This window comes from Streptococcus sp. A69 (assembly GCF_058556195.1).
This window is the reverse complement of the sequence record NZ_JBZUJU010000002.1, coordinates 690,691-717,019: the sequence shown is the minus strand read 5'-3', so window position 1 is coordinate 717,019 and position 26,329 is coordinate 690,691. Positions and strand designations below refer to the sequence as shown.

General features: G+C 40.9%; 28 protein-coding genes and 1 other annotated feature. Of the genes, 6 read left to right on the top strand and 22 right to left on the bottom strand.

Going from position 1 to position 26,329, the window contains the following annotated elements; all coding sequences use genetic code 11:
• The coding region (locus tag AC4ME5_RS07535) for an IS3 family transposase (protein WP_491800429.1) at positions 1-639 on the top strand (639 nt) is incomplete at its 5' end.
• Positions 640-686: 47 nt separating this feature from the next.
• Here the strand turns inward: AC4ME5_RS07535 and kphA are convergent.
• Together kphA and rpsP are read right to left on the bottom strand one after the other, a co-directional pair.
• Entirely contained in the window at positions 687-926 is a 240-nt protein-coding gene (gene kphA, locus AC4ME5_RS07530; RefSeq protein WP_000379617.1) for an RNA-binding protein KphA, read from the bottom strand.
• Positions 927-945: 19 nt separating this feature from the next.
• Positions 946-1,218 carry a 30S ribosomal protein S16 gene (rpsP, locus tag AC4ME5_RS07525; RefSeq protein WP_000268760.1) on the bottom strand — a complete coding sequence of 91 codons (273 nt, stop codon included), beginning with the start codon at positions 1,216-1,218 and terminating at the stop codon, positions 946-948.
• A gap of 235 nt (positions 1,219-1,453) precedes the next feature.
• Here rpsP and AC4ME5_RS07520 point away from each other — a divergent pair, with 235 nt between their 5' ends.
• The 4 genes from AC4ME5_RS07520 to AC4ME5_RS07505 all read left to right on the top strand — a co-directional run bounded on the left by AC4ME5_RS07520 (position 1,454) and on the right by AC4ME5_RS07505 (position 4,169).
• Positions 1,454-2,197 carry a DeoR/GlpR family DNA-binding transcription regulator gene (locus AC4ME5_RS07520; protein WP_045617342.1) on the top strand — a complete coding sequence of 248 codons (744 nt, stop codon included), beginning with the start codon at positions 1,454-1,456 and terminating at the stop codon, positions 2,195-2,197.
• Positions 2,198-2,210: 13 nt separating this feature from the next.
• Complete coding sequence (locus AC4ME5_RS07515) at positions 2,211-3,023, top strand: Cof-type HAD-IIB family hydrolase (RefSeq protein ID WP_033606116.1); 813 nt, start codon at positions 2,211-2,213, stop codon at positions 3,021-3,023.
• A 72-nt stretch (positions 3,024-3,095) separates the two neighbouring features.
• The gene (locus AC4ME5_RS07510) at positions 3,096-3,902 is read left to right on the top strand and encodes a peptidylprolyl isomerase (RefSeq protein ID WP_084939105.1); all 807 of its coding nucleotides are present in this window, start codon (positions 3,096-3,098) and stop codon (positions 3,900-3,902) included.
• A gap of 27 nt (positions 3,903-3,929) precedes the next feature.
• On the top strand, positions 3,930-4,169 hold the full coding sequence (locus tag AC4ME5_RS07505) for a zinc-ribbon domain-containing protein (protein ID WP_000600214.1): 240 nt from the start codon (positions 3,930-3,932) through the stop codon (positions 4,167-4,169).
• Between the two features lie 42 nt (positions 4,170-4,211).
• Here AC4ME5_RS07505 and AC4ME5_RS07500 read toward each other — a convergent pair whose 3' ends face one another.
• The 7 genes from AC4ME5_RS07500 to AC4ME5_RS07470 all read right to left on the bottom strand — a co-directional run bounded on the left by AC4ME5_RS07500 (position 4,212) and on the right by AC4ME5_RS07470 (position 10,706).
• Positions 4,212-5,753, bottom strand: a complete 1,542-nt coding sequence (locus AC4ME5_RS07500) for an ABC-F family ATP-binding cassette domain-containing protein (protein ID WP_096422029.1) — start codon at positions 5,751-5,753, stop codon at positions 4,212-4,214.
• A 1-nt stretch (position 5,754) separates the two neighbouring features.
• The gene (locus AC4ME5_RS07495; protein WP_096422027.1) at positions 5,755-6,234 is read right to left on the bottom strand and encodes a VanZ family protein; all 480 of its coding nucleotides are present in this window, start codon (positions 6,232-6,234) and stop codon (positions 5,755-5,757) included.
• Between the two features lies 1 nt (position 6,235).
• Positions 6,236-7,321 (bottom strand): dual-specificity RNA methyltransferase RlmN, encoded by a 1,086-nt coding sequence (gene rlmN, locus AC4ME5_RS07490; RefSeq protein ID WP_491800428.1) that lies wholly within the window; start codon positions 7,319-7,321, stop codon positions 6,236-6,238.
• 20 nt (positions 7,322-7,341) lie between these two features.
• Entirely contained in the window at positions 7,342-7,872 is a 531-nt protein-coding gene (locus AC4ME5_RS07485; RefSeq protein WP_247945193.1) for a YutD family protein, read from the bottom strand.
• A 153-nt stretch (positions 7,873-8,025) separates the two neighbouring features.
• Positions 8,026-8,631 carry a superoxide dismutase gene (gene sodA, locus AC4ME5_RS07480; protein WP_247945194.1) on the bottom strand — a complete coding sequence of 202 codons (606 nt, stop codon included), beginning with the start codon at positions 8,629-8,631 and terminating at the stop codon, positions 8,026-8,028.
• Positions 8,632-8,703: 72 nt separating this feature from the next.
• Positions 8,704-9,738: a DNA polymerase III subunit delta gene (gene holA, locus AC4ME5_RS07475; protein ID WP_491800427.1), complete on the bottom strand. Its 1,035-nt coding sequence runs from the start codon at positions 9,736-9,738 to the stop codon at positions 8,704-8,706.
• 32 nt (positions 9,739-9,770) lie between these two features.
• Positions 9,771-10,706: a dihydroorotate oxidase gene (locus AC4ME5_RS07470; RefSeq protein WP_491800426.1), complete on the bottom strand. Its 936-nt coding sequence runs from the start codon at positions 10,704-10,706 to the stop codon at positions 9,771-9,773.
• Positions 10,707-10,911: 205 nt separating this feature from the next.
• On the opposite strand from AC4ME5_RS07470, the gene gdhA reads away from it, so the two are divergent.
• Entirely contained in the window at positions 10,912-12,258 is a 1,347-nt protein-coding gene (gene gdhA, locus AC4ME5_RS07465) for an NADP-specific glutamate dehydrogenase (protein ID WP_491800425.1), read from the top strand.
• A 96-nt stretch (positions 12,259-12,354) separates the two neighbouring features.
• Here gdhA and AC4ME5_RS07460 read toward each other — a convergent pair whose 3' ends face one another.
• From AC4ME5_RS07460 to mecA, 13 genes are all read right to left on the bottom strand, one after another.
• Positions 12,355-12,999, bottom strand: a complete 645-nt coding sequence (locus AC4ME5_RS07460) for a TetR/AcrR family transcriptional regulator (protein WP_491800424.1) — start codon at positions 12,997-12,999, stop codon at positions 12,355-12,357.
• 16 nt (positions 13,000-13,015) lie between these two features.
• Positions 13,016-14,020, bottom strand: a complete 1,005-nt coding sequence (locus AC4ME5_RS07455) for an NADP-dependent oxidoreductase (protein WP_491800423.1) — start codon at positions 14,018-14,020, stop codon at positions 13,016-13,018.
• Between the two features lie 213 nt (positions 14,021-14,233).
• A complete protein-coding gene (locus tag AC4ME5_RS07450; RefSeq protein WP_045617978.1) occupies positions 14,234-14,602 on the bottom strand; it encodes an EXLDI protein in 369 nt (122 codons plus the stop codon).
• 62 nt (positions 14,603-14,664) lie between these two features.
• Entirely contained in the window at positions 14,665-15,567 is a 903-nt protein-coding gene (locus tag AC4ME5_RS07445; protein ID WP_007522243.1) for a DUF2268 domain-containing putative Zn-dependent protease, read from the bottom strand.
• A 410-nt stretch (positions 15,568-15,977) separates the two neighbouring features.
• Complete coding sequence (rplL, locus tag AC4ME5_RS07440) at positions 15,978-16,346, bottom strand: 50S ribosomal protein L7/L12 (RefSeq protein ID WP_096421995.1); 369 nt, start codon at positions 16,344-16,346, stop codon at positions 15,978-15,980.
• 75 nt (positions 16,347-16,421) lie between these two features.
• Positions 16,422-16,922 carry a 50S ribosomal protein L10 gene (gene rplJ, locus AC4ME5_RS07435; RefSeq protein WP_045617357.1) on the bottom strand — a complete coding sequence of 167 codons (501 nt, stop codon included), beginning with the start codon at positions 16,920-16,922 and terminating at the stop codon, positions 16,422-16,424.
• Between the two features lie 38 nt (positions 16,923-16,960).
• Positions 16,961-17,096: a sequence feature (ribosomal protein L10 leader region), on the bottom strand.
• A 61-nt stretch (positions 17,097-17,157) separates the two neighbouring features.
• Complete coding sequence (locus tag AC4ME5_RS07430) at positions 17,158-18,417, bottom strand: TRZ/ATZ family protein (protein WP_491800422.1); 1,260 nt, start codon at positions 18,415-18,417, stop codon at positions 17,158-17,160.
• 112 nt (positions 18,418-18,529) lie between these two features.
• A complete protein-coding gene (locus tag AC4ME5_RS07425; protein ID WP_491800421.1) occupies positions 18,530-20,278 on the bottom strand; it encodes an ABC transporter ATP-binding protein in 1,749 nt (582 codons plus the stop codon).
• Between the two features lies 1 nt (position 20,279).
• Positions 20,280-22,004 carry an ABC transporter ATP-binding protein gene (locus AC4ME5_RS07420; RefSeq protein ID WP_491800420.1) on the bottom strand — a complete coding sequence of 575 codons (1,725 nt, stop codon included), beginning with the start codon at positions 22,002-22,004 and terminating at the stop codon, positions 20,280-20,282.
• A 59-nt stretch (positions 22,005-22,063) separates the two neighbouring features.
• On the bottom strand, positions 22,064-23,002 hold the full coding sequence (gene msrB, locus AC4ME5_RS07415; protein WP_084939121.1) for a peptide-methionine (R)-S-oxide reductase MsrB: 939 nt from the start codon (positions 23,000-23,002) through the stop codon (positions 22,064-22,066).
• Between the two features lie 258 nt (positions 23,003-23,260).
• Entirely contained in the window at positions 23,261-24,130 is an 870-nt protein-coding gene (gene thrB / locus AC4ME5_RS07410) for a homoserine kinase (RefSeq protein WP_167265416.1), read from the bottom strand.
• Between the two features lies 1 nt (position 24,131).
• Positions 24,132-25,418: a homoserine dehydrogenase gene (locus tag AC4ME5_RS07405; protein ID WP_491800419.1), complete on the bottom strand. Its 1,287-nt coding sequence runs from the start codon at positions 25,416-25,418 to the stop codon at positions 24,132-24,134.
• Positions 25,419-25,565: 147 nt separating this feature from the next.
• Positions 25,566-26,306 (bottom strand): adaptor protein MecA, encoded by a 741-nt coding sequence (mecA, locus tag AC4ME5_RS07400; RefSeq protein ID WP_491800436.1) that lies wholly within the window; start codon positions 26,304-26,306, stop codon positions 25,566-25,568.
• Positions 26,307-26,329: the final 23 nt, after the last annotated feature.

Here is a 26,329-nt window from a genome sequence, read left to right as displayed (position 1 = left end):
GTAGTGAATCATAAGAAAGTTCAACGTCTGATGACGGTCCTTGGTCTAACGGCTCGAATTCGTCGTAAACGGAAGTATTCTTCCTACCGAGGAGAGATTGGCAAGAAAGCAGATAATCTCATTCAACTCCAGTTTGAAGCAACCAAACCAATGGAAAAGTGCTATACAGATGTAACGGAGTTTGCCATTCCAGCAAGTACTCAAAAGCTTTACTTATCACCAGTTTTAGATGGCTTTAATAGCGAAATTATCGCCTATAATCTTTCAACTTCACCAAACTTAGAACAAGTGAAGAGTATGTTAGAACAGGCATTCACAGAGAAACACTATGAAAATACCATTTTACACAGCGACCAGGGCTGGCAACACCAACACGATTTTTATCACAGGTTTTTAGAGAGTAAGGGAATTCAGCCATCTATGTCACGTAAAGGTAACAGCCCAGACAACGGTATGATGGAGTCCTTCTTTGATATTTTGAAGTCGGAGATGTTTTACGGTTATGAGAAGTCGTTTCAGTCACTTAAGCAATTGGAACAAGTCATTGTAGACTATATTGATTATTACAACAACAAACGAATTAAGGTAAAACTAAAAGGACTTAGTCCCGTGCAGTACAGAACTAAATCCTTTGGATAAATTATTTGTCTAACTTTTTGGGGTCAGTACACTTCTGTCCCGCTTTTTTATTTTTCATCGATAACGATTCTTACTTTCTTGTCTTCAGTTGGGACAGAGTAGACAATCGTTCTTATCGCTGAGATAGTGCGACCCTTACGACCGATAACACGACCGACATCGCTTTGGTCAAGATCCAAGTGATACTCCAAAAACTCTGGTGTGTCTTCAATCTTGATAGTTAAGGCATCAGGTTGTGAAATCAAAGGTTTCACAATCGCAATAATGAGATTTTCAATCGTATCCATCTGTCAACCTACTTTAAACTTATTTTGAGAATTTAGAATCGTGGAATTTTTTCAATACGCCTTCTTTTGAAAGGATGTTGCGAACTGTATCTGAAGGTTGAGCTCCATCAGCCAACCATGCAAGAACGCGGTCTTCTTTCAAAGTTACTTGGTTTTCAGCAACAAGTGGGTTGTAAGTACCAACTGTTTCGATGAAACGTCCGTCACGTGGTGAACGTGAGTCTGCTACGTTGATACGGTAGAAAGGTTTTTTCTTAGAACCCATACGAGTCAAACGGATTTTAACTGCCATTTTTTAATGTCTCTTTTCTTATTTTTTTATTTCGGTGAAATAGCTGAGCTATTTAGCACATGTTCTATTATAGCAGATTTCTGACAGGTGTCAAGAAAAAAACTTGACAGAGTTTTTATTTTTTCAGATTTGCCACAAAAAACTTAAATAAATTGATTTTAAATTAAAAAAACTTATAAACGCTTGATTCGACTTGCAAAAAAGAGTAAAATAGAGTCAGAAAGCAGGTGAATTTATGTACCAAGCACAACGATTAGAAGAAATCATAACACTTTTAGAAGAGAGAGGAAGCCTTTCAGCAAAAGAAATGGTTGACTATTTCCAAGTATCCAAAGATACCGTCCGCAGAGATTTTTCTATTCTTGCAAAGGAAAATAGAGCACAAAGAACTCACGGAGGATTGCTATCAATAAAGAAACAGCCTATACTAGGCTTTAAAGACAGGAGAGAACAATCTTCCAAAGAAAAAGAGAAAATCGCCTCTCTAGCAAAGGAACTCATTTCTAATGGAGACCTACTATTCTTTGATGTTTCAACAACTGTACTAGAATTAGCTAAAATACTTGAGAAAGAAGTTAGTATTTTCAGTCATTCATTAGATAATGCGCTTATTCTAGGAGGAAAAGAAAATGTCGATTTTCACATTCTAGGCGGAAAGTTTCATAAAAAGAATCGTTTCTATTACTCTCTAGAAGAATCGGACATTTTAAACTCTATTAAGTTTGATTTAGCTTTTTTTGGAGCTGCAAGTCTTTCAGATGGTCAAGTTAGTTTTGAAGACCAAGAAGATGTTCTAATGAAAAAGAGAGCATTTAAAACAAGCAAAACTCGTGTCTTACTGGCTGAAACCAGTAAAATAAGCAAACACTCTCACTTTATTCTGTCTGAACTAGCTGATTTTGATTATTGGATTACAGACAAAGAACCCGATATAGAAATTCAGCGATCTTTAGATGGCAAAACAACTATTCTATTTTAAAAGGGAGGAAGCTATGAGAAATATTAAATTGATTATAAGCGATATTGACGGAACAATTTTAGACAAAAATCACCAGATAGACTCTTATTTGCCTGAACTGATGCCAATTTTAAAACAAAAAGAAATCCCTTTTGTCTTAGCTTCTGCTCGCTCTCCTCTCGGTATTGCTCCAATTTCTAGAAAACTAGGAATTTCCGACTTTCCAATTGCATGCTATAATGGTGCCCTAATCAGTAAGGGGGATGAGGTTCTAAGTCAGCATTCTATTGATAAAAAAGAATTGGCATTTCTTCATGATTTTTTAAAAAGAGAATTTCCGACAGTTTCTATCAATGTTTATTCTGGACAAGATTGGTTTGTTAATACTTTAGATAAATGGGTACAAATCGAAGCTAACATTACTGGAGAAAGTCCAAAAGTTACATCTATAACAGATTTTATAAGAGAGGAACATACTCTTGTTCATAAACTATTATTAATTGATAAGGCAGACACTATACAGAAACTACAAAACATCTTATCCATTATGGATTTCCCTCAAACCGACTTTTATCTCTCCAAGGATAACTATCTTGAAGTCACACATAATCAAGTATCTAAAAAACAGGCTCTGTTAGAATTGGCTAACTATTATCAAATTCCTCTCAAGGAGATTATGACCTTGGGTGACAATTATAATGATATTCCCATGATTGAAACCGCAGGTCTCGGTATTGCAATGGGAAATGCTCCTACAGATGTCAAAGACTGTGCAAATGCAGTAACATACTCTAATGAACAAAATGGAGTAAGTCAAGCTATAAAATTACATGTATTAGCAAAATAACCTCATTTTAAAATTTGAAATCAAACTCCTTTTAAGGTACAATGGTAGAAATGAATTTTTGAGAGGTTAACAATGAAAAAACTAGCAACCCTTCTTTTACTATCAACTGTAGCCCTTGCTGGATGTACTAGTATCCAACGTGGTCTCCGTGGTGATGAATATGTCGACTCCAGTATCTCAGCTGAAGAAAGCTCAAAAGCGGCTGCTCAGGCTGCCAAAGATTTGAATGACGCTTTGACCAATGAAAATGCCAACTTCCCTCAACTTTCTAAGGAAGTTGCTGAAGACGAAGCTGAGGTCATTTTACACACAAATCAAGGCGATATCCGCATCAAACTCTTTCCAAAACTAGCACCACTAGCAGTTGAAAACTTCCTCACTCACGCTAAGGAAGGCTATTATAACGGCATCACCTTCCACCGTGTCATTGATGGCTTTATGGTCCAAACTGGAGATCCTAAGGGAGATGGTACAGGCGGCCAATCTATCTGGCATGATAAGGATAAAACAAAGGACAAGGGAACTGGTTTCAAAAATGAAATCTCTCCTTACCTATACAATATCCGAGGAGCCCTTGCTATGGCTAATACTGGTCAATCAAACACCAACGGTAGCCAGTTCTTCATCAACCAAAACTCAACAGATATTTCTGCTAAACTTCCTACTAGCAAGTATCCAAAGAAAATCATCGAAGCCTATAAAGAGGGCGGAAATCCTAGTCTAGACGGCAAACACCCCGTCTTTGGTCAAGTCATCGATGGTATGGACGTTGTTGACAAGATTGCCAAGGCTGAAAAAGATGAGAAAGATAAACCAACGTCTGCTATCACCATTGATAGTATAGAAGTGGTGAAAGACTACGACTTCAGCAAAAAATAAGCCATCAACAGATAAGGAGACGATGACATGATTTTATTTTGGGGTTCTAAAGGTTATCAGAAAGATTTGGGACATACGCAAACTGCGATCGAATGTGGTCACTGTAACAATGTCGACACTTGGGAGATCGTAGAAACTGGGCGCAAGTTCACCCTCTACTGGATTCCACTTTTCCCTTATGGTAAAAGTTACTTCGTTTCTTGTCCGATTTGCCACTACGGTAAAGAAATTGAGAAATCTGAAGTTGAAAACTATTTAAATTACTAGTCAAAAAAGCCAAGTCATTTCGACTTGGCTTTTTTACTGCTTTTAAGTTAGCTTGTTAAAGTCCCAGATTTGGTCCATCCAGCCTTCATAGAAGTCTGGTTCGTGGCAAACCATAAGAATGCTTCCTTTGTATTCTTTAAGCGCCCGTTTGAGTTCTTCCTTGGCATCTACATCCAAGTGGTTAGTCGGCTCGTCCAACACTAAGACGTTGTTTTCACGGTTCATCAAGAGACAGAAACGCACCTTGGCCTGTTCTCCACCTGACAAGACCTGAATTTGGCTTTCAATGTGCTTAGTCGTCAACCCACAGCGGGCAAGGGCCGCACGGACTTCTGCTTGGTTAAGGGAAGGAAAGGCATTCCAGACAGCCTCTAGTGGTGTTTGACGATTGCCACCTTCTACTTCCTGTTCAAAGTAACCAAGTTCTAGGTAATCACCGCGTTCAACCTCCCCAGCGATTGGCGGAATAATTCCCAAGAGAGACTTCAAGAGAGTTGTTTTCCCGATACCATTGGCTCCAATAATGGCAACCTTTTGATTGCGTTCAAAGGTGAGGTTTAATGGTTTGGTAAGTGGACGGTCATAACCAATCTGCAAGTCCTTAGCTTGGAAAATAAAGCGACCAGGAGTACGAGCCGGTTTAAAATCAAAGGATGGCTTTGGTTTCTCGCTTTGGAGTTCAATGATATCCATCTTGTCGAGTTTCTTTTGACGGGACATGGCCATATTACGCGTTGCGACACGCGCTTTGTTTCGAGCGACAAAGTCCTTGAGGTCGGCAATTTCTTTCTGTTGACGTTCGTAGGCTGCTTCCAACTGAGATTTCTTCATGGCATAGACTTCTTGGAACTGGTAGTAGTCACCAGAGTAACGAGTCAACTGTTGATTTTCCACATGGTAGACGATATTGATTACGTCGTTGAGGAAAGGAATATCATGCGAAATAAGGACAAAGGCATTCTCATAGTTTTGGAGATAACGCTTGAGCCAGTCAATGTGTTCAGCATCCAAGTAGTTGGTTGGCTCGTCAAGCAGCAAAATATCTGGTTTTTCAAGGAGGAGTTTAGCCAAAAGCACCTTGGTTCTTTGTCCACCTGATAAGGCTGTTACATCTGTATCCATGCCATAGTCCATGACACCGAGGGCACGCGCTACTTCATCAATCTTAGCATCCAAAGTATAGAAATCTCGACTCTCCAAACGGTCTTGGAGTTCGCCAACTTCTTCCATTAGCGCGTCAATATCTGCTCCGTCCTCTGCCATTTCCATATAGAGGTCATTGATACGAGCTTCTGCTTTAAATAGCTCATCAAAGGCTGTCCGCAAGACATCACGCACGGTTTGACCTTCCTTTAGCACAGCGTGCTGATCCAGATAGCCAGCAGTCACATATTTTGACCACTCCACCTTCCCTTCATCTGGCAACATCTTACCAGTCACAATGCTCATAAAGGTTGATTTCCCTTCACCGTTAGCACCAACTAGACCGATATGCTCTCCCTTGAGGAGACGGAAAGACACATCTTCAAAAATTGCACGGTCACCAAAACCGTGACTTAAATTTTTAACTTCTAAAATACTCATTCTAATTCCTTATCTTGTTTTTATGCAGTCCTTTATAGAGGACCCAAGCCAGATAGCCACCCAAGGTATTGGTCCACAAATCATCAATCTCAAAGACCCGATTAAAATCAAAGAAAAAGTCTAAGACCAGCTGCGTACATTCAATTCCTAAGCTCAGAAGAAAACTGAGAAATAGGATTTTTTTCGTTTGTCGTAAATTTGGACAGAGATAGATCAGTTGAAAGACTAGTGGGAAAAGCAAGAAGACATTTAAAATGTTCTGCAAAAAGATCCAAAGGACTTGTCCCAAACTGGTCACTTCACCCAGATTCCAAAGGGAGTTTAAGGGAGTTAAAAGAAAAACCAGGCGTCCAAAAGTTTGAATACCTGGAGTTTCCACTCCTGTAGGAAGCTGAGGTTGGGGAGTGAAGCAAAAACAGACAATGCAAAGGCTGTAAACAGCCACTCCCAATCTTAAGATTAATTCTCTTTTTTTAGTCATTTTATGGATTTACCGCTGCGACTGCCTTCTGGCGATCACGTTTCATTGTATTGGAGCGTAATTGTCCACAAGCTGCATCAATATCTGTACCATGTTCTTGACGAACAACACAGTTGACCCCTTTTTTCTTGAGGGTATCGTAGAAGGCCATCACGCGCTCTTTAGGACTACGGCTATATTGGTCGTGTTCACTAACTGGGTTATAGGGAATCAAGTTTACATAAGACAATTTCTTGATATTTTTGAGCAATTCCGCCAGCTCCAAGGCTTGTTCAACACCGTCGTTGACTTCATTGAGCATGATGTATTCAAAGGTCACACGGCGATTAGTTATTTCGATATAGTACTCAATAGCTGCAAAAAGCTTTTCTATCGGAAAGGCACGGTTAATCTTCATGATGCTTGAGCGCAATTCATTATTGGGTGCGTGAAGGGAAACAGCCAGATTAACCTGTACGCCTTCATTAGCAAAGTCACGAATTTTATGGGCCAAACCTGAAGTTGAAACTGTGATGTGACGAGCACCGATAGCCATCCCCTTGTCATCATTGATGGTACGGACAAAATTCAAAACATTGTTGTAGTTATCAAATGGTTCACCAATTCCCATGACAACGATATGGCTGACACGTTCATCCTGACCACGTTCATCAAAGTATTTCTGAACTAGCATGATCTGCGCTACGATTTCCCCATTATTGAGGTCACGTTGCTTCTTGATCAAGCCTGATGCACAGAAGGTACAACCAATATTACAGCCAACCTGAGTGGTCACACAGACTGACAAACCGTAGTGTTGACGCATGAGTACTGTCTCAATCAACATGCCATCTGGCAACTCGAAAAGATACTTAACAGTACCGTCAGCTGACTCTTGTACAATCCGTTGTTTCAAAGGATTTACGACAAACTGGTCATTGAGTTTAGCAATCAAATCCTTGGAAAGGTTGGTCATTTCTTCAAATGACTGGACACGTTTACGGTAGAGCCATTCCCAGATTTGATCTGCTCGGAATTTCTTTTCTCCCTGTTCTAATACCCATTCTTGCATTGTTTGACGTGTTAAACTATAAATAGACGGTTTCATCTCTTCTCCTTATTCTCTAGCTATTTCTGACGAATGACAAAATGGCGCTGTCCCTTGTCCTCTTTCTGAGACTTTTGGTCCTTATGACGACGTCTATTTCGCTTATCCGCATTTGGTTTTCTCTTGTTTTGCGAAGGTTTCTTGCCTCTTCTAGAAAGGTTCTCCTCCTCTTTTTTACGCATTTTCTTGTCAAATGAAGCCCGCTTAGGTGCTTGATTTTCTAGGACAAAATAGGCACAACCATAACTACAATACTCCAAAAGATAGTCCTGTAACCGACTAATCTTTTCAATTTTTTCCTCTGTTCGATCGTCTTTGTAAAAGCCACGTAAACGGAGCTGTTCATTGCTCCAGTCCCCCACGACATAATCAAATTTGGTCAACACTTCTGAGAAGCGTTGATTAAAGACTGTCACATCGAAGGCATCCTTGATATTTTCAACCAAGGTAAAAGCAATCCCTTCAGTCTCAACCTTATCCCCATTTACATGAAATTCTGGGCCAGGAAACTTGTTATAGTTGTATAATTCAGGTGCAATTTCTTTACGCATAGTCTTCCTTTTCCACGATTACTTAACACTCTATTTTACCATAATTTCTAGCAATTAGCACATTTCTCATAAAAATGAAAAAAGTCTGACGATTTTGTCAGACTTCTGCCATATAAACCAAAAAGAGAAGATTGGCTCTTCCCTTCCTATTTTTTATTTAGCTGCTGAATAAAGCTCATTTACTTTGTTCCAGTTGATGACTGAGAAGAAAGCTTTGATGTAGTCAGGACGCACATTGCGGTATTTCACGTAGTAAGCATGTTCCCAAACGTCCAAGCCCAAGATTGGTTTTTTACCTTCTGAGATTGGTGTGTCTTGGTTTGCTGTTGAAGTTACTTCAAGCTTCCCTTCTTTGTTGACAACCAACCATGCCCATCCAGAACCGAAGCGAGTTGTAGCTGCTGCTGTAAAGGCTACTTGGAACTCTTCAAATGAGCCAAATGTTGCGTCGATTGCTGCTGCAAGTTCTGCTGAAGGAGCTGTTTTTTCAGGAGTCATCAATTCCCAGAAAAGAGCGTGGTTCAAGTGTCCCCCACCGTTATTGATAAGCGCTTGGCGGATATCAGCTGGGATAGAGTCTACATCAGCAAGCAAAGCTTCAAGGTCTTCACCGATTTCAGGGTGTTTTTCAAGAGCTGCATTAGCATTGTTGACATAAGTTTGATGGTGCTTGTCATGGTGCAAGTGCATTGTTTCTGCATCGATGTATGGTTCCAAAGCGTCATATGCGTATGGAAGGTCTGGTAAGATAATAGCCATCTGTAATACCTCTTTTTCTTTCTATATGAAGATGATAACGCAATCATCCTCTTTTTTCAAGTTTTATGCTCATTACGCTTGGCTAGATATCTGTAACAGCGCTCTCTCAAAAAGGTAGCCTTTTTCATAGACACCTGTCTTAATCTGGTAGTCTGTTTCAATCAAATAAGAAATCGCTCGCTTGAGAAAACTCAAAGAAATCCCTCTCGAATCTCTCAGTGCAAACTTGATTTGATAAGGATTAGGATTGCGCCCCAAGTAAGTTCCCAGACTACTTGCAATCTGTGATTCCGTCTGACCAGCTTCTGATAAAATCTTCACTTGGGCAAAGGTACGAAACTGCCCTAACATGACCGCTATGAGCTTGATTTCGTCCTCCCCTTGTAAGGTCAAATCTCTAACCAAGTCACGCGCCTGGTCAATCTTCTTAGCTAAAATAAACTGAGTCAAATCAAAAATATTGTCCTGCAAAGTCTTTGGAATAGCCTCGACAATATCCTTCTCCTCAATCATGCCGTCTGATTTATAAGACTGTAAAAAAAGGAGGTTTTTCTGGATTTCACTAAATTGAAAACCGGACTTGATGAGTAGATTTTCAAAGGACTGCCCCTCAAACTGCAAACCTTGTGTCTGACTCCATTTTCGGAAATACTGACGAATCTCTTGTTCCTTGGGTTCAATAGCGTCAAAGACAGTCGCATCTCGTTTGAGCAGTTTGACCAACCGTCTTTTGCTATCCAGTTTTCCTTCTGCAAAAATCAAAAGTTTAGTCGTCGGTGAAGGATTGTCAAGGTATTCCTCAAATGACTTGAGCTCATCATCTGTTAAAAAGCGTTTTTTGGCTGTTGTGATATCGACAAAATGGTCTAATATCACGATTTTCTCATCCGCAAAGAAAGGGAGACTGACCAACTCCAACTCTAAGTCTTTATAAGCTACTTCTTTCATGTCAAAGTAGGCAAAATTAAGGTCGGCTGGATCATAGCCGATCTGTTTCAGCACCTGATCCTTCATAACTTCAAACTGACCTTGGTCCGAACCTGTAAATAAGGTCAGGCTAGATAAGTTTGATAAAGATACCTTTTGACTCTCTTCTATGGCTAGCATCTTCTCTCCTTTCTTCTGATTTTTTACTAACTTTAATCAATATAGCGCAATTTCCCACGGAAATCTTCTAGGTTTTCGTACCCTTTTTCCGTCATGATTGCTTTTAGTTCATTGGTAATGCGATCAAAAGCACAGACGCCTTCCTTATGAAGGGTGGTTCCCACCTGTACCATACTAGCACCACAAAGGATATGTTCAAAGGCATCACGACCTGTCAAGACGCCACCCGTTCCGATGATTTGGATTTGAGGATTTAAGCGTTGATAAAAGGCGTGCACATTAGCAAGAGCAGTCGGTTTGATATACTCTCCACCAATGCCACCAAAACCATTTTTAGGACGAATCACGACCGACTCGTCTTCTATATAAAGGCCGTTTCCGATAGAGTTCACACAGTTAACAAACTTGAGCGGATATTTGTTGAAAATAGCTGCTGCTTGGTCAAAGTGAACAATATCAAAATAAGGTGGCAATTTAATCCCAAGAGGTTTGGTAAAGTAGGCAAAGACTTCTGCCAAGATACGGTCTGTTGTCTCAAAATCATAGGCAATCTGAGGTTTTCCTGGAACATTTGGACAAGAGAGATTAAGCTCTGTCAGTCCTTTAAACTCACTCTCTTGGACTTTTTTCAAGATGGTATGTGTTTCCTCTGGAGACATGCCGACTAGAGATAGGAAGAAAGTACGGTTTGGCTCCTTTTCCTGCAAGTCCAAAAGATAGTCCAGATAATAGTCTAAACCATTATTTGGTAATCCCATGGAGTTGATAGAACCAAGTGGAACATCCTGGTAACGTGGTTCAGGATTTCCCTGACGAAATTCCAAGGTCGCTGTCTTCGTGACAAAGGTTCCCGCTGCTGAGTTTTTGACTCCTTCAAGTTCCTCTATTGTCATACAAGCTACACCTGCTGCGTTCATCAAGCAATTGTCAAACTCAAAGCCAGCTATTTGTGTTTTCGTTGATACCATGATTCTGATCCTCCAGATTCCTTTTATTTCTAATATTATACCATACTTTCAAATTTTCTCTTTGAGAAACTAATTTCTATCTAAAACGTTCGGTTTTGTAAATTGAAAGAATTTTTAGAAAATTTCTGTTTTTTTCTTTACACTCAAAAAAAATTCTGCTATAATGGCTCATGTAATAAAATATAACAACAAAAAGGAGAACGATATGACATCTGCTAAAGATTATATCCAAAGCGTGTTTGCAACTGTGAAAGCTCGTAACGGGCATGAGGCTGAATTTCTCCAGGCGGTTGAAGAATTCTTCAGCACTTTGGAACCTGTATTTGAAAAACATCCCGAGTATATCGAAGAAAACATCTTGGCACGTATCACTGAGCCTGAGCGCGTGATTTCTTTCCGAGTTCCTTGGGTTGACCGTGATGGAAAAGTCCAAGTGAACCGTGGTTACCGTGTTCAATTCAACTCAGCTGTTGGACCATATAAAGGCGGACTTCGTTTCCACCCAACTGTAAACCAAGGGATTTTGAAATTCCTCGGCTTCGAACAAATTTTTAAAAACGTTTTGACTGGACTTCCAATCGGTGGAGGTAAAGGTGGATCAGACTTCGATCCTAAAGGAAAGACTGATGCTGAAGTGATGCGCTTCTGCCAAAGCTTTATGACAGAATTGCAAAAATACATTGGACCATCACTTGACGTCCCAGCTGGCGATATCGGTGTTGGTGGACGTGAAATTGGTTACCTTTACGGACAATATAAACGTCTTAACCAATTTGATGCTGGTGTCTTGACTGGTAAACCTCTTGGATTCGGTGGTAGCTTGATTCGTCCAGAAGCAACTGGTTATGGTTTGGTTTACTATACTGAAGAAATGCTCAAAGCTAATGGTAACAGTTTTGCTGGTAAAAAAGTGGTGATTTCAGGTTCTGGTAACGTAGCTCAATATGCTCTTCAAAAAGCAACTGAACTTGGTGCAACTGTTATCTCTGTATCTGACTCAAATGGTTATGTCATTGATGAAAATGGTATCGACTTCGACCTTCTAGCAGATGTGAAGAATAGCCGTCGTGCACGTTTGACTGAGTACGCTGCTGAAAAAGCCACTGCTACTTACCATGAAGGTTCTGTATGGACTTACGCTGGGAACTACGACATCGCTCTTCCATGTGCGACTCAAAACGAAATCAATGGTGACGCAGCTAAACGTTTGGTTGCTCAAGGCGTTATCTGTGTATCTGAAGGTGCTAACATGCCTAGTGACCTTGATGCGATTAAAGTCTACAAAGAAAACGGAATCCTTTACGGGCCTGCCAAAGCTGCCAACGCTGGTGGTGTAGCTGTATCAGCACTTGAAATGAGCCAAAACAGCCTTCGCCTCTCATGGACCCGTGAAGAAGTTGATGGACGTCTCAAAGACATCATGACCAATATCTTCAGCACAGCTAAAACAACCGCTGAAACTTACGGTCTTGGTACTGACTACCTTGCAGGAGCAAATATCGCTGCCTTCGAAAACGTAGCAAACGCTATGATTGCACAAGGTATTGTTTAAAATTCATTTGCTCAATCCTCAATCGTTATGATTGGGGATTTTTATGTTGGCTTCAAAAAAGCTCACCATTTAAAATAGTAAACTTAAAATCAAGATTTATTTTACCTCTACTAAGGCAAAAGACAGGCATTCAACTATTTCATTTACTGCTTCATCTATGTCTAGGTCCTCATTATCATTCAACATCATTGGAAGAGCATAAGAAAGACTCAAAGCTAGAATATAACGAACAATTCTTTCATTTGACCAATCTCGGATAACACCATTTTCTTTAAACTTATTCAGAACTGGACTAATTGGCTTAATGATAGAGCGAACAATAACATTCCCTAACTGGTCAGAAATAGTTTTATCAATAAAAGAACGACTCAAGAGAATTTTAACTTGCATTTGATTCTCCTGAATGAAAACTAGTCTATCTCGAACAATACTTCTTAAAAATAGTGGAAAAGACTCTTGGTTTGCTGTAAATTTCTTCTCAGAAAAATCAGCAATTACATCTGGAATAACCTGTTCGAGAAAAGTTGACAGAATAGCCTCTAAGATGCCTTCCTTGGTCTTAAAGTAACTAAAAACGGTCCCTTCTGAAACTCCAGCCTCCTTAGCAATAAGGCTGGCTGTTGTATTTTCAAAGCTAATTTCTGAAAATAGCTTTAGACTTGATAATAATACTTGACGTTGTTTTAAACTCAAGTTGCTATTTTCTAATGTCTGAGCATACTTTTGTTCTAAACTATCCATTGCTAGCCCCTCTCTGCTACTCTCTTACTTTTACAACTTTCTTACCTCGAGTGTGTCCCGACTTCAGACTACGATATGCCTCTCTAACAGACTTTAGAGAAAAATCATAAACCTGGTCAATATTCAGCCGAACCTTCCCATCTGAGACCATTTCCGCTAGAACTCTAAAATCATCATATGTGGAATGTCTCGGACCCGTGAACTGAGCTCCTCTTATCATAACATATGGTGAAGGTACTAGCGTTCCAATAGCCGTGCCCTTCAATCCCAAACTGAAAGCCAATTTAACATAATCACTTCCATAGCAATCCAAGAATTTTGTAATTGGCTTTGCACTTGCTGATAGAAGAGCATTCTGGATGTTCTCTTCGTAGGCTACCGGTATAGCACCTAAAGACTTCAGATAATCTGAATTCTTCTTACTTGCAATTCCGATAACTGTTGCACCCTTAGCAACTGCATACTGTACTGCAATACTTCCAATACCACCTGCCGCTGCTGAAATCACTACAATATCTTTAGAGTTTAGCTCAATCTTTCTAAAAGCACCTCCCACTGTTAGAGAGGCTACACCCATAGTAGCTGCATGGTTCATATCAATCATATCTGGTTTCGATACGATTTCCGATTCATTGACACAAATTTCTGTTGCCAAAGCTCCCCTCTTGGTTCCCAATCCAGGGTCACTGATCATTGTTCCAAAAACCTTATCCCCTACTGCAAATCTATTTACTCTTTCACCAATTTCTATGATAACTCCAGCAAAATCCCGACCAACACCTCTTGGAAAAAGAGATGATTTTGACTCAAACCAACGACTTGGCTTCCTTAGTTTTGTCATAAAAGATAGAAATCGCAGTGGCTTTGCACCTTCAAAAGTCTTATAATCAATAGGATTTAAACCAACAGCATGAACTTCTATCCTAACTTGATTCACTTTCAAAGCGTCAGATTTAATGTTCACTAAATCTAACACTTCTTCATCACCGAAACGACTATATTGTATTGCTTGAACAACCATTGTATGAACTCCTTTACACATCTACAAAATTGAGTGAGCACTCAATCATTTTTCTTGATTATACACTTATTCTTCATAGATTTCAACTATACTGTTTCCAAAACTTCTAACTAAGTGAGCTGTTCATGATAAAAATAGAGCTATTTTCCCTTATGAAAGATTATCAAACTAGAACTCAAAGAAATCCGACTGCCTATAAAAGCAGCCGGATTTTTATATATCTAACTTTTCAAAAAATTTGCCTGTTGACTGCTTTTCTTTTAGCTTCTCAAGCAGCTCATTTTCCAGAAAAGGACTTAGTTCGTCAAAATCTTGACAAACCTTAAAGACAATCTCTCTGTCCAACTGACCATAAACTAATTCGTAATAGTCCTTATGATGTTGCCAATTCTGGTCATAATTGATATCTGTTCGTTGATAGTAAACAATATTTTGCTTCGGTGTCAGGTAAATCTTCTGCGTCAGAATGCTTTTCTGATCTTTGGACAATTTACTGCGACTAAAAATCTTAACACCTTGAAAAATCTTGCACTCATGGATACCTTGATTTGTGACTTTTAATTCAACTCTTTTATAGTGCATATAGCCACCTCCAAAAACTACTTTCATTATATCAAGTTTTGGCAGATTTGCAAGCAAAAGTGTCATTTCCAAAAGTCTTTTGTCGCTGCTAAAATCTCTTCTGTCGGTGTTACTGTAGCCTCAATAATGCTCTTACCAGTCTTTTTCAGATAAGCTTGTATCAGATGATAGCCATAGGCATAGCCTGCAGCATAGGGCATACCGACTGGTATCTGACCCTGTATCTCAGCTATTTCATCACCGTAAAGATAAGGAGCCATTTCCGCCATCCCTGTTAGCTGAAGACGACTTGAGATGATGGGCTTAATCTCTTCTAACTGCTCTGGACTGATTGAAGTAACCCAAGGCCCAATGAGATCTTTGCCATAGAGCTCAGCTGCAAAAGACTCTGCCAAGCCTTCACTGACTACCCAGTCTGCTAATGTCGTCTGCTGGTTCCATTTGATAAATTGGAAGCGGACATTATGATTGCACTCGTGGGCCAGTGCCGCTTGCACACGTGGCAAAGTATAGTCATTTGGTAGCAGACTAAGCATGAGGTAACCTGGAATTCCACCATCTCCGCTATAACCCTTATTGAGCTGTAACATGGCCTTTTCAGGGTTGCCCAATAAAATAGTAAAATGGTAATCCTCAACCTCTAAATCATAGCCAGCTTGCTTAAAAAGACCGATACTCCTCTTGATTGTTTCCTGGCAGTCCTGCCAGAGTTGATCAGAGCTCAGAGCGTCGATAGCTGGTCTATCCTTTTCTGAGAGAGTTGCGGGCAACTGATTCATAAAGCCAAGCAGGAACAAGGCATCAAATCCTCCAGGATACTTCGCTTTCAGAGGAATGTGTTGCGTTTGATATTTTGTTGCAAAAGGTGCTAATATTTTGGCTCGAAAACAACCTTCTCTCTTTTCTAAGGGTAGCTCTAACATCTCTTGATAAACTTTATCTGAACGAATCATATTGATTTTCATAGTAATCTCCTTTCTTATCTACTATTAGTATAATCCCTTACCCAAGGTCAGGGTCAAGACTAAATTTAAATATCTTTTAAAATTTTATTGAAATTACCTCAAACCGTTCGAGAATTACCTTCAATAAAGTGCTTTAATACTGAGATTATAATATCCGGAGTATAAACAAATTAAAAACTTACTTTTCTACTGTTAATAGGAATGATGATACTAGAAAGAAAATAAATCCTGAAGAGTAAAAACTTGGATCATTTTTTATGGAAAGCCTATTATTCAAAAGTTGTTTGTCTCCTAGATAAACTATATAATAGTTTGCCCCTTTTTTGCCCCCTCGCGAACAAAAAGAAAAACCGCTACTCCCAAGAATAGCGGTTTAATCATGTTTTTAAGCTACTAATGTAGTTGCTCTATTATTTAAGAGTAACTGAAGCTCCAGCTTCTTCCAATTTAGCTTTGATTTCTTCAGCCTCTGCAGTTGGAACGCCTTCTTTGATAACACCTGGTGCACCATCAACAAGTTCTTTAGCTTCTTTAAGTCCAAGACCAGTGATTTCACGTACAGCTTTGATAACGCCAACTTTTTTGTCACCAGCAGCTGTCAATTCAACGTCAAATGAGTCTTTAGCAGCACCAGCGTCAGCAGCACCAGCTGCAGCTACAGCTACAGGAGCAGCTGCAGTTACACCAAATTCTTCTTCGATAGCTTTTACAAGGTCGTTCAATTCAAGGATTGAAGCTTCTTTAATTTCAGTAATAATGTTCTCAATGTTCAATGCCATTGTTATTTCCTCCAAATAAGTTTTAAATTTTATAATAGTTTTTTTCGTAGCTAGGCTACACTGCGTAGCTTAAGATTAAGCTGCGTCTTCTTTGCTTTCTGCAACCGCTTTGACTGCAAAAGCAACGTTGCGCACTGGTGCTTGAAGTACAGAAAGGAGCATAGAAAGAAGTCCTTCGCGGTTTGGAAGAGTTGCAAGAGCAACGATTTCTTCTTTAGATGCGACAGCGCCTTCGATTGCACCACCTTTGATTTCAAGTGCTTCAGCGTTTTTAGCAAAATCGTTCAAGATTTTCGCTGGTGCGATAACATCTTCGTTAGAAAATGCTACTGCAGATGGTCCAACAAATACTGATGCAAGTTCTTCAAGACCAGCTTTTTCAGCTGCACGACGCAAGATTGAGTTTTTAATAACTTTATACTCAACTTCGCTTCCACGAAGCTCACGACGAAGAACTGTATCTTGATCAACTGTCAAACCACGAGCGTCTACAACGACGATAGATGCAGCAGCTTTCATTTTTTCAGCTACCACGTCAACTAGTTCCGCTTTTTTAGCAATAATTGCTTCACTCATTAGTGTGTTCACCTCCGTAATTATTTTGCTTGGGGAATTTTTTCAAAAGAAAAACGCGCCCAAACCTAGACACGAAAGTACAATACGCTTCTTTTTACATGATACGTTTTGTCCTCGGTAGGATCTTTACGAGTCGAGCTCCCCTACTGTCTTAGGCAGTTTTTTCAAACCGTATATAAGTATAGCATAGACAAAAAAAGAATGCAAGATTTTTGCAAACTTTTTTAAAATTTTTTTAAATTTCTACTGTCAAAACTTTGCCTTGCTTGACAACCTGCTCTCCTGCAATATAGACATCATCAACATCACTGGATTTAACTGCGTATACGAGGTGAGAAAGCATATTTTCCTGAGGTTGAAGATGGATTTTTCCCTTAGGTTGAATAACCAGAAAATCTGCCTGCTTGCCGACTTCTAGACTTCCTATCTGCTTTTCCATTCCTAGAACCTTAGCCCCTTCGATTGTCAGTGCCTTAAGGGCTGTCTCGATTGGAAACTGGCTGGCATCTCCACTCTTCATTTTCTGTAAGCGAGCTGCGGTCCGTCCTTCCTCAAACATATCTAGATTATTATTGGAAGCAACCGAGTCAGTCGCAATTCCCACTGCTACTCCTGCTTTTTGGAGTTGGATGATTGGAGCGATTCCTGAGGCCAGTTTTAGATTACTGATAGGATTGTGGGCGATAGCCACATGAGAAGTTGCCAAGCGTTCAATTTCTCTCTCGTTTAGTTCAACCCCGTGAGCAAAGACAGACGGATGATCTAAGTAACCTAGTTCTTCTAGAAAGGCGAGGGGGCGTTTACCGTATCGTTTGAGGATAATTCCTGATTCCTCCTTGGTCTCCGCTACATGGATATGGATAGGAATATTCAGCTCTTTTGCCATGTCTAAACTCGCTTGCAGCAAGTCTTGATTACAACTGTATGGAGAATGGGGTGCTACCATAACCTTGAAATTTGGATTTTTATATTCTAAGATTTCTTCTATAATGGATCGTGTTCTGCTTATAGTCTCAGCAGTCGTTTCTGTCTCTGAAGAAAAGAGGGTCGGTGAGAAATAACAACGCATCTTAGATGCCTTGACTGCCTGATAAATTCTTTCAATATCCACACCATTGGGATTATACATATCATTGAAGGTTGTTGTTCCTGACTGGAGCATCTCTGTCAGAGCCTCTTTGACCGCCTTGGTAGTCATGTCAGGAGTAAAGCCTGCTTCTGCTGGCCAGATATAGTCATTGAGCCATTCATGGAGATTGCTATCATCTCTGATCCCTCTCAAGCCTGTCATAGCTGAATGGGTATGGCAATTGACCAAACCAGGCATGATCCAGGCTCCCTGATAGTCTATAATCTGCTCAGCTTGCTCTAAAATCTCTAGCTCCTCTTGACCGACATAGACAATTTGGGAGTCCTTAACGGCTAAGACACCATCCAAATAAACATGGAAATCTTTGTCACAAGTCACGATATTTACATGCTGATAGACTTTCATTCTAGGCTCCTTTTCTATAAGACAATTTACAGTGAATAATTTTTCTAGCTATTGTAACAAAAAAGTCACCCGAAGGCAACTTTTTTTCCATAATATTGCAAAATAGAAAGGATTATTCAGAGCTAAAAGCTGAAGCTTTTTGCATTTGGTAATACTTGCCCTTTCTAGCCATGAGATCCTGATGGTTACCATGCTCAACAATGTCACCATCTACCAAGACAAGAATCAAATCCGCATCCTGAATGGTTGACAAACGGTGAGCAATGATAAAGCTTGTGCGCCCCTTCATGAGTTTGGCAAAGGCATCCTGGACCAGCACTTCTGTCCGTGTATCGATGGAGGAAGTTGCCTCGTCTAAGATAAGAATCTTTGGGATAGCTAGAAAGACTCGGGCGATAGTTAAGAGCTGGGCTTGCCCAACAGAGAGGGATTCTCCTGCATTTTCCAACTTAGTATCGTATCCCTGTGGCAACTGTTGGATGAAAAAGTCTGCATTGGCTGCTTTTGCGGCAGCAATCACCTGCTCCCGACTGGCGTCAGGATTTCCAAAGGCAATATTGTCATGAATGGTTCCTTGCTTGAGCCAGGTTTCTTGGAGCACCATCCCAAACTGCTGTCTCAATGACGCTCGGGTATAATCATAAATGGATTGCCCATCTAACAAGATATCTCCCGAGTTAATAGGATAAAAACGCATGAGGAGATTGATAAGAGTTGACTTACCAGCACCTGTCGGACCAACGATGGCTACCTTGCTACCAGCTGGGATATCGATAGACAAATCCTTAATCAAGATCCTTTCAGGATTGTATCCAAAAGAAACATGCTTAAAGGAAATGGCTCCCTTAACTTGGTCACTGGTCAAGACTTCCTTACCTGTTTCAGCCACCTCTGGACTTTCTAAGACAGCATAGATGCGTTCTGCGCAAGCGAGAGCACTTTGCAACTCAGCTAGCACTGAAGAAATATCGTTAAAGGGCTTGGTATACTGCTGAACATAGTTCAAAAAAGTTACTAAACGCCCAATGGTCAAGGTTGAACCCATCATGATACGATAAGCTCCTACTCCAGCTAGAAGAGCATAAATGAGCGCATTGACAAAGCGAGTTGAAGGATTAACCGTTGAGGAATAAAAGATGGCTGACTGAGAATAGCCTGAGTAGTTGGCATTCGCCTCGTGCAGTCTTTGAATAAACTCTGTCTGAGCATTGAAGGACTGGATAATAGTCTGCTGGCTAAGCGATTCTTCAATCAACTGAGTCTGAATCCCCCTGGTCCCTGTTTGCTTCTGGAAGAGATGATAGGAGCGTTTGGCAATAAAGCGTGAAATCACCATGGACAGGGGCGTCAACAGCAAGACCAAGAGGGTCATGAGAAGGTGAATTTGGATCATGGCTAGAATACTAACCAAAATCATCAAAACACCAATGAAAAATTGATTGAAAATCATGGTCAAACCAGCTGCCAACTGTTCTATGTCTGTGGTCACACGACTGACCATCTCTCCACTGCCCTGCCGATCCACAAAAGCAATCGGTAAACGATGGAGCTTATGGATAATTCGCTCTCGCAAGTCTCTGGTATAAGAGAAGATTAGACGATTATAAAGAAGAGGATTGGCCCATTGTACCAGAGTATTTCCTATGACTACCAAGATCATCTGAATGAAAATCTGCCAAAAAACTGGTGAAGAATCAGCTACTAGGACCTGGTCAATGACCTGCCCAATCAAGATAGGTAGGTAGATCGATAAAGCAACTTGGGCAATAGTTCCTAGAAAGGCTAGGAAAAGGAGGAAGGGATGGCTTGCTAAATCTATGGCCAAACGTTTGAGCGTCTGGTTTGCGGTTTGTCGTTTCATGCTAGTCCTCCTTTCCATGTTGGGATGCATTGATTTCGCGATAGACTTGGCTAGTCTTCATCAATTCCTCGTGCTTACCAACAGCTAGGAGCTCACCTTTTTCCAAGAGGAGAATCTGGTCAGCCATCTGAAGTGTCGAAGTCCGTTGAGAAATCAAGATTAAGCTCGTATTTGGCAGATTTTCTCTAATAGCTTTCAAGAGCTTGGACTCGGTAATGGTGTCGAGGGCCGAGGTCGCATCATCTAAGATGAGAAATGGAGCTTGGCGCAAGACTGCACGTGCGATAGACAGCCTTTGTTTTTGTCCACCTGAGAAATTTCGACCTCCTGCCTCAACCAGGGCATCCAAGAGTCCTTCCTTTTCACTGACAAAATCCTTAGCTTGCGCAATCTCCAAGGCCTGCCAGAGTTGCTGGTCAGACACTTCTCGATTGAAACCCAAAGTCAAGTTGGAACGAATAGTTCCCTTAAAGAGTTCGACCTTTTGGGGCACATAGGCAATCCAAGACCGCCATTGCTCAAGATTACGAGGACTACGTCCATTTCGATAAAGGTCAATACTTCCCTTGTCTGCCGGATAAAGACCTAGTAAGACTTGCACCAAGCTTGATTTACCAGAACCAGTTCCCCCGATGATACCAAGGATCTGCCCTTGATTCATATCAAAGGAAATGTTTCTTAGAGAAGGCTGGGCCGCATCAGGATAGGTAAAAGTCAATTCTTTGACTTGCAAAACCCGATCACCGGTAGCTTGTTTTTGTTCTAATTCTGAAAAAATATCTTCTGGAGCTTCGGTAAAAACTTCCTCGATTCGTTTAGCTGAGATATAAGACTGGTTGAGAGAATTGATCAGCATAGCTAGTTTGACCAATTCCACCAAAATCTGCAAGAGATAGTTGATAAGGGCAATGAGAGCACCTTGACTGAGTAAACCTCCTTGTATAAAAATATAGCCCTGCCAGATGATGACGAGAAGAGTTCCATTGACAATCAGATAGGTCAGAGGTGTTAACAAACTAGACCAGAAACCTGTCTTTTCTTGTAATCTAGCATAAACTTGGTTAAGGGTTTGAAAAATCTGTAACTCTCGTTTTTCTTGACCAAAAGCACGAATAACTCGCATCCCTTGCAATTGCTGGCGTGTTTCCTGAACCAGCTGATCCGTCTTCTTTCTGAGACTACTGTAGAGAGGATTGACCAGTCGAGAGAGACCGACAATGACAATCGTCAAAATGACAACCATAACTAAAAACCAGAAAGTTAGCTCAGCCGAGATGCGATAGGCCATAAAGATAGCCCCAAAGACGATAATAGGCGCTCGCAAAAAGAGGCGCAGGAATTGATTGATACCAGTCTGTATCTGGTAGGTATCCGAAGTCAAGCGAGTCACCAAGCTAGAAGTTGTCAGACGATCTCTGCTATCCTTGGGTAAGGAAAGAATATGACGATAAAGGTCATCTGTCAGTTCCTTGGCGAATCCAACCGCTGCCTTGGCTGAGTAAAACTGGGCTATCAAGGCCACTAAAACGCCAATCACTGCAAAGATAAGGAGCAGGCCAATCTGCATCCAGAGGTGTCCCTGATCTCTCTGGGGCAAGGACTGGTCAACAATCCCAGCAATCACCATGGGAACCAAGAGTTCAAAAACAGCTTCTAGCAGCTTGAACAGGGGTGCTAGAATCGACTCTTTGATGTAGGGTTTGAAGTAAGATAGTAAGTGTTTCATAAATCCCTTCTATTCTTATTCTGGAAATGAAGAAAGTGGGAAGCCCCACCCTCTCAGTTTTATTTGTTTAAGTAAGGTAATAGATAGCCATATCCTGCTTTTTCCATCTCATCCTTAGCTACAAAACGCAAAGATGCAGAATTAATACAGTAACGCAGGCCACCTAATTCCTGAGGTCCATCTGTGAAAACATGACCCAAGTGAGCATTTCCTGACCGAGAACGAACCTCGATTCGCTCCATTCCATGACTCAGATCTTTGTAATAGTGAATCAATTCCTTAGAAATCGGACGACTAAAACTTGGCCAACCACAACCTGAGGCAAACTTATCCTTAGCGAAAAAAAGCGGTTCACCCGTCGTGATGTCTACATAAATCCCTTCTTCAAAGGTCTGGTCATAAGCATTACTAAATGGAGCCTCTGTAGCAGCTTCTTGCGTAACACGGTAAGACTCTTCAGTTAAACTTTCCTTTAACACCTCTTGACTAGGCTTTTCATAGTTAGATGCGTCAATCAATGGCTTCTCAGCATCGGTCACATCGATATGACAATAACCTGAAGGATTTTTCTTGAGATAGTCTTGGTGGTAGTCTTCAGCCAAAATGTAGTGGCGAAGTTTCTCCACTTCTACTGCAATCTTTCGACCCAGCATACGCTCCTGCTCCTGCACCACTGTGTAGATAGCTGGCAAGTCTGCTTCATCCTGATAATAGATCCCCGTTCGATATTGGCGACCACGGTCATTCCCTTGTTGGTTAATAGACAAGGGATCAATAACACGGAAATAATAAAGTAAAATTTCTCTAAGTGACACTGCCTTCTCATCATAAATTACTTGAACAGTCTCTGCATGGTCTGTTTCCTTGAGCAGCTGGTAATTGGTTGTTTCGACTTGCCCATTAGCGTAGCCTACACTGGTAGCTAGCACTCCCGAAATTCGGGAAAAATATTCCTCTAAACCCCAAAAACAACCACCTGCTAGATAAATTTCTGCCATCTTTATTTCTCCTTTATCAAGTTTTTAACTAATACTCTTCGAAAATCTCTTCAAACCACGTCAGCTTACATCTGCAACCTCAAAACAGTATTTTGAGCTAACTTCGTCAGTTTCATCTACAACCTCAAAACCATGTTTTGAGCAACCTGCGGCTAGCTTCCTAGTTTGCTCTTTGATTTTCATTGAGTATAAACTTCTTTTCAAAAAAAGGATAGGAAGCCCTCTGGTCAAGAGTTTCCCCATCCTATCTTCTATTCTTTACTTTGTTTCGACACGGACACCTTGGGTATCAACATTCAAATCATGCAGTTTGCCTTTGAAAGACTGCTTTTGCAATTCTGCCTTAATCGCCGGCATCTTGTCATGAGAAGCCAAGACCATAACTGTCGGCCCTGCTCCAGAGAGATAGGTCGCATAGGCCCCATTCTCTTTAGCTACTTGCTTAATCGTCGCAAATTCACGGACCAGACTTTGACGATAACGCTCGTGGAAGAGGTCCCCCTCGATTGCTTGTCCAGCTGTCACCATATCTCCTGCTAACAAGGCTGCAACAGCAACATTTGCGATAGAACTAGCTGCAACTGCTTCCTTGTAGGGCAATTTTTTAGGCAAGACACCACGACTGTCTCGAGTACGCAATTCATAGTTTGGAATGTAGGCTAGGAAATCACATTCTGGGAAGTCTGCTACGATAGCAGAGACTTGCCCTTCAACGGAACTTGCAATAACGAGTTTACCATAAATAGCTGGAGCCACATTGTCAGGATGTCCTTCAATCTTGGTCGCCAGCTGCAATTTGTCATGGTCAGATAAGTTGAGCTTGGCCAGTTGGTTGGCCAGTTCAATCCCAGCAACGATAACCGAGCTAGAAGAACCTAAACCACGCGCCAGGGGAACATCACTGATCATTTTCAAGCGTCTCGGTTGCAAATCAGGCGCAATTTGCAAGGCAATCTTAAGCAAAAGATTACGCTCGTCATGGGGAATCCATTTGCCAATCTGGTGTTCAATCAGCCACTCATCTCGTTCTTCACAGACCTCAATTTGAAGATACTTGGTAACAGCTACACCGACCGAATCAAAACCTGGCCCGATATTGGCACTGGTTGCAGGTACAATAATCTTCATCCTATTCTCCTAACACCTTGAAGGTATTCAAGAGGTCAAATTCTGAAGCTGTGGCCAACTCAGCTGAAACATTCTCAAGTTGTGCTTTATTGATCTTATGAGTGATAATCACTACACGTGCCTTGTCACCCTCTTTGCCATCTTGGAGGATTTGCTTGAAGGAAATATCTTGAGCATTAAAGATTTCAGCCAATTTCAAGACCTGACCTTTTGAGTCTGGCGCCAAGATTGAGAAGTAATAATTGGCTTTGACATCTTCTGGATTTGCCAAGACAAGTTCACGGCTATATTCGTTGAAGTCTTTGCCAATGGTGCCATCATTCAAGCGACGAACGATACGGACAATGTCCGCTACAACACTTGTTGCAGTTGGTTTTTGACCAGCACCTGGTCCGTAGTACATAGACTCACCGATACCAATAGATTCTACAAAAACAGCGTTCATTACCCCATTCACACTGGCAAGTGGATGGGCTTTAGGAAGGAAGGTTGGAGTTACTTCCGCAGCAATACCTGAAGGAGTTTCCTCGATAGAACCTACCAATTTCACTACATAGCCGAGGTTTTGGGCAACAGCTACGTCTTCTGGTGTGATGTTGCGGATTCCCTTGTGGGCTACATCGTCAAAGGCAACCTTCATGCCAAAGGCAAATTGGCTCAAAATCACCATCTTATAAGCTGCGTCAATCCCATCCACGTCATTTGTTGGGTCACTTTCTGCAAATCCAAGTCTTTGAGCTTCAGCCAAAGCATCATCATAAGACCAGCCTTCTTCGACCATTTTGGTCATCATAAAGTTAGAAGTTCCGTTAACGACACCAAGAACGCGCGTAATTTTGTCAGAAGCCAACGAATTTGCCAAAGTACGAAGAATTGGAATCCCACCAGCTACTGCTGCTTCATAGTAAAGTGCTACATTATGCTCTTTAGCGATTTCTAACAATTCTGCACCATGAACAGCCAAAAGGTCCTTGTTAGCAGTAACAACGTGTTTCCCAGCTTCTAAGGCACGAGTGATAAAGGTTTTAGCTGGTTCGATACGTCCCATCAATTCCACTACGATTGTAATGTCTTGATCTGACAAAATATCATCTACATTGGTTACAAAGTTAAAGTCATTTCCTGCTGCAAGCAAGCGGTTCTTTTCATCTTCATCCTTGACCAATACCTTGGCTACTTCAATCTCTGAATGAGCTGACTGAACGATTTTTTCTCCATTTTCCTTTAGTAGGAATGGCACACCACTTGCAACGGTACCAAATCCAAGTAAAGCAATTTTAACTGTCATGTTTGTCTCCTAGAAATTTTCTGATATAGCCATTATAACAGAATTTTGTGAAAATTCCTATTATAGTAAATCACTATTTCGATCTAGAAAAGAAAAAACGAATCCCATGATTCGTCTTTCTTGATAAATGAAAATTGATTTTAAAAATTATGAACGAATCTTTTGCAGACCGAGAACTGCGTCATGGTTAATCAATATTTGCCCATACTCTTGCAAGACTGAACGACTGATGTCACTGTCGTCTGCAAATTCACGCATACGAGCCAAGAGCCAGGCCGGATATGGACTAGGATGATTTTCTACATCGACTAAGATTGTCAAATAGTAGTGCCCATTCATCTTATAGAGTTCAGAGGTTTCCATCTGGTAGTTAACCGTCTTTGCAAAAGCAACTAAGTCAGCAAGGCTTGCAAAGCGCAGGATATAGTAGATATAAGGTTCTTTCCTATTCTCCGTCTCCTTGTCTGCCTGCTCTTGCTCTTCTTCCTTTGCTTCAACCTGCTCTAGAGATTGGATGGCCTCAATATCGTCCTTGGTTTTCTCTGCGATACTCTTTTCTAGAGTCTTGAGAAATTCATCTGGCGACATTTGGGCCAATTCTTCCATGTCAGGTAGGTCCGCCAAATCTTCAAAATCCAGAGTTTGGTCAATCTTGGATTTGGTCACAAAGACGTCCACCTTATCAGGTTTTGGCGTCACGCGGAAACTCAGCATACCACTATCCAAGAAATTGTCTGGCATCTCTAACTCATCTAAAATAGCATAGAAAAACTCTTCGGTTTTTTCCTGAGGAACGAGAAAGTCTGCAATCTCCATTCCTCTATCCATCAAATCATCTAAAGTCATCGTGATTTTCAGTGTTGTATCACTAATTTGTTTCATCTTCATATCTAGTAACCTCATACTTTCAG